9 protein-coding genes are annotated in these 9,749 nt (G+C 68.4%); 6 read left to right on the plus strand and 3 right to left on the minus strand.

Annotated features, from left to right (window positions below; genetic code table 11):
- Position 1: 1 nt before the first annotated feature.
- The 5 genes from argB to E6C70_RS14305 are packed head-to-tail and all read left to right on the plus strand — an operon-like array spanning position 2 to position 5,054.
- The gene (argB, locus tag E6C70_RS14285) at positions 2-883 is read left to right on the plus strand and encodes an acetylglutamate kinase (RefSeq protein WP_136425223.1); all 882 of its coding nucleotides are present in this window, start codon (positions 2-4) and stop codon (positions 881-883) included.
- Complete coding sequence (locus tag E6C70_RS14290; RefSeq protein ID WP_268895968.1) at positions 880-2,088, plus strand: acetylornithine transaminase; 1,209 nt, start codon at positions 880-882, stop codon at positions 2,086-2,088. Before argB ends, E6C70_RS14290 begins: the two co-directional genes overlap by 4 nt.
- Positions 2,085-3,020, plus strand: a complete 936-nt coding sequence (gene argF, locus E6C70_RS14295) for an ornithine carbamoyltransferase (RefSeq protein ID WP_136425224.1) — start codon at positions 2,085-2,087, stop codon at positions 3,018-3,020. The genes E6C70_RS14290 and argF overlap by 4 nt, the downstream gene beginning before the upstream one ends.
- Complete coding sequence (gene argH, locus E6C70_RS14300) at positions 3,017-4,435, plus strand: argininosuccinate lyase (RefSeq protein ID WP_136425225.1); 1,419 nt, start codon at positions 3,017-3,019, stop codon at positions 4,433-4,435. The genes argF and argH overlap by 4 nt, the downstream gene beginning before the upstream one ends.
- A gap of 1 nt (position 4,436) precedes the next feature.
- A complete protein-coding gene (locus E6C70_RS14305; protein ID WP_136425226.1) occupies positions 4,437-5,054 on the plus strand; it encodes a DNA-3-methyladenine glycosylase in 618 nt (205 codons plus the stop codon).
- A 7-nt stretch (positions 5,055-5,061) separates the two neighbouring features.
- On the opposite strand, the gene E6C70_RS14310 is transcribed toward E6C70_RS14305, so the two are convergent.
- Together E6C70_RS14310 and E6C70_RS14315 are read right to left on the minus strand one after the other, a co-directional pair.
- Entirely contained in the window at positions 5,062-5,640 is a 579-nt protein-coding gene (locus E6C70_RS14310) for a hypothetical protein (protein WP_136425227.1), read from the minus strand.
- A complete protein-coding gene (locus tag E6C70_RS14315) occupies positions 5,637-6,281 on the minus strand; it encodes a DNA-binding protein (RefSeq protein ID WP_136425228.1) in 645 nt (214 codons plus the stop codon). The genes E6C70_RS14310 and E6C70_RS14315 overlap by 4 nt, the downstream gene beginning before the upstream one ends.
- A 145-nt stretch (positions 6,282-6,426) precedes the next feature.
- Between E6C70_RS14315 and tyrS the strand changes: the two genes are divergently transcribed.
- Positions 6,427-7,725, plus strand: coding sequence for a tyrosine--tRNA ligase (tyrS, locus tag E6C70_RS14320; protein WP_407921042.1), 1,299 nt, complete (start codon positions 6,427-6,429; stop codon positions 7,723-7,725).
- Between the two features lie 23 nt (positions 7,726-7,748).
- On the opposite strand, the gene E6C70_RS14325 is transcribed toward tyrS, so the two are convergent.
- Positions 7,749-9,092, minus strand: coding sequence for a CoA transferase (locus E6C70_RS14325; protein ID WP_168770974.1), 1,344 nt, complete (start codon positions 9,090-9,092; stop codon positions 7,749-7,751).
- Between the last annotated feature and the right edge of the window lie 657 nt (positions 9,093-9,749).

Consider the following 9,749-nt stretch of genomic DNA (forward strand, 5'->3'; position numbering starts at 1 on the left):
CATGAGCGAACCCACCGCGGCCGACAAGGCCCAGACCCTCATCGACTCGCTGCCGTGGCTGAAGACCTTCCACGACGCCATCATCGTCGTCAAATACGGCGGCAACGCCATGGTCAGTCCCGAGTTGCAGAAGGCCTTCGCCGAGGACATGGTCTACCTGCGCTACGCCGGCATCCGTCCCGTCGTGGTGCACGGGGGAGGCCCGCAGATCTCGGCGATGCTCGGCAGGCTGGGCATCGCGAGCGAGTTCCGCGGCGGCTACCGGGTGACGACTCCGGAGACGATGGATGTGGTGCGCATGGTGCTGACCGGTCAGGTGAACCGGGAGCTGGTGAGCGCCATCAATCAGCACGGTCCGCTCGCGTCGGGCATCTCGGGTGAGGACGCCGGACTGTTCACCGGGCGACGCCGCGGTGCCGTCGTGGATGGCGAGGAGGTCGACCTCGGCCTCGTCGGAGATGTCGTGGCTGTCGACCCGGCGGCCGTGATGGCCCAGCTGGATGCCGGCCGCATCCCGGTCGTCTCCTCCATCGCGCCGGACGTCGACGGTTCCGGCCAGTCGCTCAACGTCAATGCCGACTCGGCGGCGGCGTCCCTCGCCGTCGCCCTCGGTGCGGCCAAGCTCGTGATCCTCACGGATGTCGCGGGCCTGTACCGCGACTGGCCCGATCGCGACTCGCTCGTCTCCGACATCACGGCCGACGAACTGCGCGAGCTCCTGCCCTCCCTCGAGTCGGGCATGATCCCCAAGATGACGGCCTGCCTCGAGGCGGTCGACGGCGGCGTGGCCAAGGCCGCCATCATCGACGGACGCGAACCGCATTCCATCCTGCTCGAGGTCTTCACCCAGAGCGGCATCGGCACCGAGGTGGTCCCCACATGAATCCGTCGGACACCATGGCGGCCTGGCAGCGCCGCTTCCACGACGCCATGATGGGCAGCGTCGCCACGCCGCTCATCATGCTCGATCACGGCGAGGGATCGTGGGTCTGGGATGTCGACGGAAACCGCTACCTCGACTTCCTCGCCGGCATCGCCGTCAACTCGCTCGGCCACGCGCATCCGGTGTTCGTCGAGGCGGTCGCGGCCCAAGCGGCGCGGATGGCGCACATCTCCAACTACTTCGCGTCCGAGCCGCAGGTGCAGCTCGCCGAGCGGCTGCAGCGCCTCTCGGGCGCCGGCGAGCAGGGACGTGCCTACTTCGGCAACTCCGGCGCCGAAGCCAACGAGGCGGCGTTCAAGCTCGCCCGGCTCAATCGGCATGGCGGTCGCACTCGCATCCTCACTCTGACCGACTCGTTCCACGGTCGCACCATGGGCGCACTCGCGCTCAGTGGCAAGCCGGCCATGCGTCAGGACTTCGAACCGGTGCCGGGAGGCGTGGCGCACATCGCCCCGACCCTGGAGGCGCTCGATCAGTCCATCGATGCATCCGTCGCCGCCGTCATGGTGGAACCTGTACTCGGCGAGGCGGGCGTCCGCGACCTCCCTGACGGCTTCCTCCGCCGTGCGCGCCAACTCACGGCGGAGCACGGTGCTCTGCTCATCATCGACGAGATCCAGACCGGCGCCGGCCGCACCGGCCGGTGGTTCGGCTTCCAGCACGAGGGCATTCAACCCGACGCCATCACCGTGGCCAAGGGCATCGGCGGAGGAGTTCCGATCGGCTCGCTCGTGACCTTCGGTGCGGCTTCGCGCCTGTTCGCGCCCGGCATGCACGGCTCCACGTTCGGCGGCAACCCGCTCGCCACCGCGACCGCGAACGCCGTGCTGGGCGAGATCGAGCGGGCTGGGCTGGTGGAGAACGCCGAACGGCGCGGGGCTCAGCTGCGGGAGCGCATCCGTTCCCTCGGTTCCCCGCTGGTGACGGAACTCCGTGGACTGGGCCTGCTCATCGGCGTCGGTCTCGCACGACCCGTCGCGTCACGTCTCGTGCGGGCGGCGCAGGATGCGGGCCTCATCATCAACGCCCCCAACGCCCAGACCATCCGCATTGCACCGCCCCTCATCATCGGCGACGACGAGGTCGACGCCTTCACCGAGCGCTTCGCCCGAGCGCTCGACGCGATCAGCACGGGGATCTCATGACCCGGCACTTCCTGCGCGACGACGACCTGACGCCCGCAGAGCAGGCCACCATCCTCGACCTCGCCATCGAGTTGAAGGGGAACCGCTTCTCGCGTCGACCGCTCGCCGGACCGCAGACCGTCGCGGTGATCTTCGACAAGACCTCGACGAGGACGAGGGTCTCCTTCGCCACCGGCATCGCCGACCTCGGTGGCTCGCCGCTCATCATCAACGCGATCGAGAGCCAGCTCGGCGGCAAGGAATCCGTGGCCGACAGCGCTCGCGTCTTCGAGCGGATGGTGGCGGCCATCGTCTGGAGGACCTTCAGCCAAGCGGGCCTGGAGGAGATGGCGGCCGGCACGACCGTGCCCGTGGTCAACGCGCTCTCCGACGACTTCCATCCGTGCCAGTTGCTCGCCGACCTGCTGACGATCCGCGAGCACAAAGGCCGACTCGCCGGGCTCACCGTCGCGTACGTCGGTGACGGATCCAACAACATGGCGCACTCCTTCCTGCTCGCCGGCACCACCGCCGGGATGCACGTGCGCATCGCCACCCCGTCCGCCTTTCCCCCCGCCGACGCGATCGTCGCGGATGCGCGGGCCATCGCCGAGCGCACCGGAGGATCGGTGCGGATCGGCCACGACCCGGCGGCCGCGGCGACCGGAGCCGACGTCCTCGTCACGGACACCTGGGTGTCGATGGGGCAGGAGTCGGAGAAGGCGGCCCGCGTCGAGGCATTCGCCGGCTACGAGGTCGACGAGGCCCTCATGCGGCTGGCCGCCGATGACGCCATCTTCCTGCACTGCCTCCCGGCCTACCGTGGTTACGAGGTGAGCGCCGCCGTGATCGACGGCCCGCGATCGGTGGTCTGGGATGAGGCGGAGAACCGCCTGCACGCACAGAAGGCGCTTCTGTCCTGGTTGCTTGACCAGAACGGGGTGGCGGCGTGAGCGAGCATTCGACCAACGAGGGCTCTCTCTGGGGCGCCCGATTCGCGAGCGGTCCGTCGCCGGAGCTGCAGGCGCTCAGTCGGTCGACGCAGTTCGACTGGCGACTGGCGCCCTACGACATCGCAGGATCGAAGGCTCACGCACGAGCGCTCGCCGCAGCGGGCTACCTCGACGACGGAGAGCTGACGACGATGGTCGCCGGTCTCGACACGCTGCTGACGGCCGTCGCGAACGGCGAGCTGGTGGCCGCCGACGGAGACGAGGACGTCCACGGCGCGCTCGAGGGGGCGCTCATCTCCGCGGTCGGACCCGAACTCGGCGGAAAGCTGCGGGCAGGGCGGAGCCGCAACGACCAGATCGCCACGCTCGTCCGTCTCTTCCTGATCGACCACGCCGACCGCATCCGTGCCCTCCTCGTCGACCTCATCGACGCGCTCGCCGCACAGGCGAGTTCCCACGGCGACGCCGTCATGCCCGGTCGCACCCACCTCCAGCACGCGCAACCGGTGCTGCTGGCGCACCACCTCCTCGCTCACTGCTGGCCGATGGTGCGCGACATCGAGCGCCTCGCCGACTGGGGCAGGAGGGTGGACGCCTCGCCGTACGGTTCCGGCGCCTTGGCCGGCAACACGCTCGGTCTCGATGCCGAGCTCGTCGCCACCGAACTGGGATTCTCGCGGGTCGTCGAGAACTCCATCGACGGCACAGCCAGCCGCGACGTCGTCGCCGAGTTCGCCTTCATCGCCGCTCAGATCGGCATCGACCTGTCGCGCGTCGCCGAGGAGATCATCCTCTGGAACACCCGCGAGTTCGGGTTCGTCCGGCTCGACGACGGCTTCTCCACCGGCTCGTCGATCATGCCGCAGAAGAAGAATCCCGACATCGCCGAGCTCGCGCGGGGCAAGGCCGGTCGGCTGATCGGCAACCTCACCGGCCTGCTCGCCACCATCAAGGCCCTCCCGCTGGCCTACAACCGAGATCTGCAGGAGGACAAGGAGCCGGTGTTCGACTCGGTCGACACGCTCGAGGTGCTGCTCCCGGCCTTCACCGGCATGGTCGCGACGCTTCGCTTCGACATCGACAGGATGGCCGAGCTCGCGCCGCAGGGATTCTCGCTCGCGACGGACGTCGCCGACTGGCTGGTGAGGCAGCGCGTGCCCTTCCGCGACGCGCACGAGATCTCCGGAGCCCTGGTGCGGTACTGCGAGGAGAACGGGCTCGAGTTGCACGAGGTGCCGGACGGCGAGATGGCGGCGATCTCACTGCACCTGACCGCCGAGGTGCGTGAGGTGCTCACGGTCGACGGATCGATAGCGAGCCGCGACGGCGCCGGCGGCACGGCTCCGGTACGCGTCGCCGAGCAACTCGCCGCGCTCACGCAGCGGGTGCGCGACCTCGCCGCGCCGCGCGGCTGAGATGGGCGGGCGTCCGTTCGATCGACGAGTGCTCGCACGCGACGCGGTCGAGGTCGCACCGCGGCTGCTCGGCTCCCTTCTGACCCACCGCACGACGGAGGGCTCGGTCACCGTTCGGCTGACCGAGGTCGAGGCCTATCGCGGCGACGGACAGGACCCCGGGTCCCACGCCTTCCGGGGCATGACACCGCGGAATGCGGTCATGTTCGACGAGCCCGGCCACCTGTACGCCTACTTCACCTACGGGATGCACACCTGCGTCAATGTGGTCTGTTCGCCGGCCGGATCCGCGTCGGCCGTGCTTCTCCGGGCCGGGGAGGTGGTGTCGGGAGTCGAGCTGGCGCGCGAGCGGCGAACCAGCGCACGCAACGACCGCGACCTCGCGCGAGGTCCGGCCCGCCTCACGGTCGCCCTCGGCCTCACCCTGGCCGACAACGGTTCCGACCCGTTCGCCGCTCCGTTCGAATTGACGGCGAGATCAGGGCAGCCGGCGATCTCATCGGGCCCCCGCGTGGGCGTTTCAGGTGCCGGGGGAGGGGCGGCCTACCCGTGGCGGTTCTGGGTCACCGACGACCCGACGGTGTCGATCTACCGTCGGCATCGCGCAGCGTCGGATTGACGGCTCCTCAGCCCAGCACCAGCCGGACGATGGCTCCGCACAGGCATGCCCAGGTGAGGCTCGCCAGCGTCCCGATGATGAACCGCTCGCGGGCCTCGGATGCCGCCAGCTCGGTGAAGCGGCCAACACCCTTGACGGCCACGATCACGGCGAGCGCCTCGGGGAATCCTGCGATGATCGAGGCGACGACGGCGAAGCGTTCGAGCACTCCGATCGTGGCGCCTCCGCGAAGCACCTCGTGTGCCGTATGGCCCGCTGCCAGCGACGCCGGGCCGTCATCCGTCACTACGATGCCGCCGAAGACGCCCTCCCGTACGCTGCCCCGCGTGGCCAGCTGCAGCGCCAGCATGGCCGCGGGCCCTCCGCCGAACACCGCGAGAGCGGTGGAGGCGAGCGCCACAACGGCGGTGAGGATGACGGGAGCCGGCGCGCCCGCAGCCCAGGCGATGGCGACCGCCAGCAGGACGGACCCCGCGGCGAGCCAGGTCATCAGGCGATCGGGCTTGAAGAACGCGATGATCGCGAAGGTCGCTCCGGCGCCGAGGACGAGTACGAGCAGCAGCCAGAGGACGACGGTGATGATCATCGGGGGGTGGGCCTTCCGTTGTCGGGGAGAAGATGCGTTGCATTGGCGTCGAGGTCGTCGAGCAGTCGCGCGAGGGCCGGTCGTGTCTCGCGGTCGAGCTGCCACCAGGCGGCCTTGAGCCGCATGCTGACGGCCGGAGCCGAGATGTCGAGTATCTCAGCAGCCTCCTTCTGCGTGCGACCCGCCTCGAGCAGGTCGACGACCTCCCAGCCCGCATCGGTGCGACGCGCACGAGCCATGAGCAGCAGCCGGATGAGCGGTTCGACGTCATCAGCGGTCACGGAATCACCGAACGGCGTGCAGCGCAGGGCGAAGCGCGCCTCGTTGCGCTTGGCGGCTTCGACGGCATCGCGTGCCGAGATGAAGGCGGCGCCGGCTGCCTTGCGGGCAGCATCGGGAAGCGGATGGCGGACATCTCCGACCCCGAGGCCGATGCTCCAGCGCTGCTCGCGCGCGAGGTCGAGCACGATGGCGAGCGCGACAGGCGCGGACTCCGTCACGCCCTGGATCTCATCGCCCGCGGTCTGGTCGAAGCTCAGGAGCAGTTGGGCGGCGTATCGCTCGTTCAGCAGCGTGGTGGCCGCCGGAGCGTGGTCGACGCCGGCCCGGCTACCCACCTGATCGGCGGTGATGACGAACATGCGCTCTCCCTTCAGTCTGTCGGCTGAACTCGATTCGATGAATCCCTCATGCCTATGCGACAGTGACTTAAGAATAATACCTGATCTCTCTCAACATAAGTCCCTGAACTGAAATGTCGGCCCGGCCCGATGTACTCTGGCAGGCGTGTCAGACCCCGCCATCCTCGCCGCGCAGTCCAACGATCCGTCCTTCGACGACGTCTGGGAGGAGTTGGTCTGGCGAGGGCACGTGCACGTGTCCACCAACGAATCGGAACTCAAGAGCCTCCTCGCGGGGGCTCCCATCACGTACTACTGCGGCTTCGATCCGACGGCACCCAGCCTGCACCTCGGCAACCTCGTGCAGCTCATCGTCATGCGCCGACTGCAGCTGGCCGGCCACCGACCGCTCGGCCTCGTGGGCGGCTCGACCGGACTCATCGGGGATCCGCGCCCCTCGGCCGAACGCACGCTCAACACCAAGGAGACCGTCCAGGAGTGGGTGGGATACCTGCAGGAGCAGGTCTCGCGCTTCCTCAGCGCCGTGGGCTCGAACGGCGTGACACTGGTCAACAACCTCGACTGGACGGCCCCTCTGTCGACCATCGACTTCCTGCGCGAGATCGGCAAGCACTACCGCGTCGGCACGATGCTCAAGAAGGACGCGGTGGCAGCGCGCCTGAACTCCGACGCCGGCATCAGCTACACCGAGTTCAGCTACCAGCTCCTCCAGGGCATGGACTACCTCGAGTTGTACCGCCAGTACGGCTGCGTGCTGCAGACGGGCGGGAGTGATCAGTGGGGCAACCTCACGAGCGGCACCGACCTCATCCATCGCACGGAGGGCGTCAGTGTCCACGCGATCGGGACGCCGATCATGACCAACAGCGATGGCACCAAGTTCGGCAAGAGCGAGGGGAACGCGATCTGGCTCGACGCGGCACTCGTGAGCCCGTACGCCTTCTACCAGTTCTGGCTCAACACGCTCGATGCGGATGTCGCGAAACGGCTGAAGGTGTTCACCTTCCTGGACCGCGCGGAGATCGAACGGCTCGAGCGCGCGACCATCGACGAACCCTTCCGCCGGGAGGCGCAGCGCACGCTTGCTCGTGAGGTGACGACCCTGGTGCATGGTGTCGAGGCGACGGATGCGGCCGTAGCGGCGGCCGAAGCCCTGTTCGGCCAGGGCGACGTCACGGCGCTCGACGACGCCACCCTCGAGTCCGCCCTGCGGGAGTTGCCGAACACGACGACCGCTCCGAACACGACGATCGTGCAGCTACTCGTCGATACCGGCCTCAGTGCAAGTCTCGGCGAGGCTCGCCGGGCGATCGCGCAGGGCGGCGTCTCGGTCAACAACGTCAAGGTCACCGACGATCCGGCCATCACGACGCTCATGCTGCCCTCGCGCATGGCGGTCCTGCGTCGGGGAAAGAAGACCCTCGCCGGCGTCTTCGTGGAGTGACCGATCCCTCTCGAGTGGCGTCGTCAGCGCGGCAACCACTTCGCGACATCCGAGCCCCAGGGGTGCGGCGGATGCGCGAAGTCGGCGGGCGATCCCGCGTACGACGGCGCCGGCAGGGCGTAACGCAGCAGCCCGGACGCACTCTGATGACTCACCGTCTGGTCGGACAGGTCCGGGTCCACCTCGACCGCTCGGCCGGCCGGCGAGCTCAGCAGGTGCGCGGCGACCTGCCTGAGTGATGTGGCGACGACGTGGGTTCCGCCCTGCGAGCGTTGCCTCCGCAGCGCGCTCATCGCACCCGCTGCCAGCAGGTAGCCGGCCGAGTGGTCGAGGGCCTGGACGGGGAGCGCGCCGGGAACGCGGCCATCCGCCGACTCCTTCCACGCGATCCCGGAGGCCGCCTGGACGATGCTGTCGAACCCCCGACGATCGGCATCCCCGTCGTCGAAGCCCCACGCGGACAGACGCGCGATCACGATGCCGGGCACCCTCGCCACCAGATCAGCGGGAGAGAGTCCCAGCCGTGCCAGCCCCGACGGTCGATAGCCGAGGACGATGACATCCGCGTCGGCGAGGAGCGCATCGAAACGGCCGCGGTCTCCGCTGGCCTCCAGGTCGAGCAGGGTGGAGCGCTTGCCCGCTCCGCCGTCGAGGTGCTGCCAGCCGATCTCGGGCAAGCGCGGCGAATCGACGCGGAGGACGTCAGCTCCGAAGAGTGCGAGGGTACGGGTGGCCACGGGGCCGGCGATCACGCGGGTCAGGTCGAGCACTCGGATGCCCGCCAGTGGCAACTCCCCATCCATCCACGGTCGGCGCGGACCGGCGAAGCTCTGCCGCGCCAGAATGCCCGCGGATGTCCTTCTCCGGTCCTCGGCGGGGTCCCCCGGCCGGGCCTCTGCGGCGACACCCCCGGCGGCCCGGATGCGTCGCACCGCTTCCGTCGCCCGTGTTCGGGCCAGCGCATCCCCGAGCTGTTCGCGGGTCGCGTCGTCGGGTAGTCCCAGGGCCCCTGTCAGTCGCTTCGCGTGATGCGGATAGTTCGCGTGCGTGCGCAGCCACCCGTCGACCGTCGGAAAGAAGCCGGACAGGGCTGCCCACACTGCTGGTGGGGTGCCGTCGATGGTGAACAGCCGCTCGCTGCCATAGGCGGCAGCCACTCGGCGCGGGTCGGACCTCACCGCGCGTGTCCCTGCGCCACGCTCCTCGAGGATGAGGGTCGCCGCCACCGCAGCCGTGTCGACGCTGCCCTGCGCGAGCGCTGCGACGCCCAAGCGACTCGCCAGCGGGGCGGGGCCGATGCTCTCCACCCGAGAGGCGGCCGTCTCGGCCTCTCCGAGATCGGCCAGAGCCACGCCGAGAACGGTCACTCCTGCAGTATGCGCGCCGCGAACGAGCGGCATCAACGCCCTCGATTCGACCGACACGCCCGGGATGTGGAATGGATTTGCCACCCCTGCCAGCCCGACGTAGATTTATCCCTCGTCACCCCAAAGGTGCGGGAGAGCGGAAGAGCTCCCCGGCCCTCAAGAGGGACTGGATCTCGGTCCGAAAACACAGCAACCTCGAGTTGCGATCCCGTGCTTTCGCGCCTAAGATTGAAACTCCGATCGCGAAGCGCGAAACGCTTCGAAAATCGCGAACAACCACGTCTGTTCATCAGGTGGTCGAAAGCGCGAGTCGATCGGCGAAGGTAACGAACCGCCTCGGTGTGATCGCTCGGAAGAGCGCGATGCCGGGTGCATCCGGTTCTTGAGAACTCAACAGCGTGCACATTGTCAAATGCCAATAACCCCGGGTCTGCCCTTTTGGGTGGGTTTGGGATTCCTTTGGAATATGTATTTGAATATTGATTGAAGCAAGTCAGTAATGTCTTGTTCTTGTCAGTGTCGAACTTGTGCTGGCGCCTTTTGGGGTGTTGGTGCGTTTTATGGTTTGTCACGCATCTTCGGGTGTGTGGCTGTTGATCATTTACGGAGAGTTTGATCCTGGCTCAGGACGAACGCTGGCGGCGTGCTTAACACATG

It is taken from the genome of Orlajensenia flava (assembly GCF_004801905.1).
In the GTDB taxonomy this organism is placed as follows: domain Bacteria; phylum Actinomycetota; class Actinomycetes; order Actinomycetales; family Microbacteriaceae; genus Orlajensenia; species Orlajensenia flava.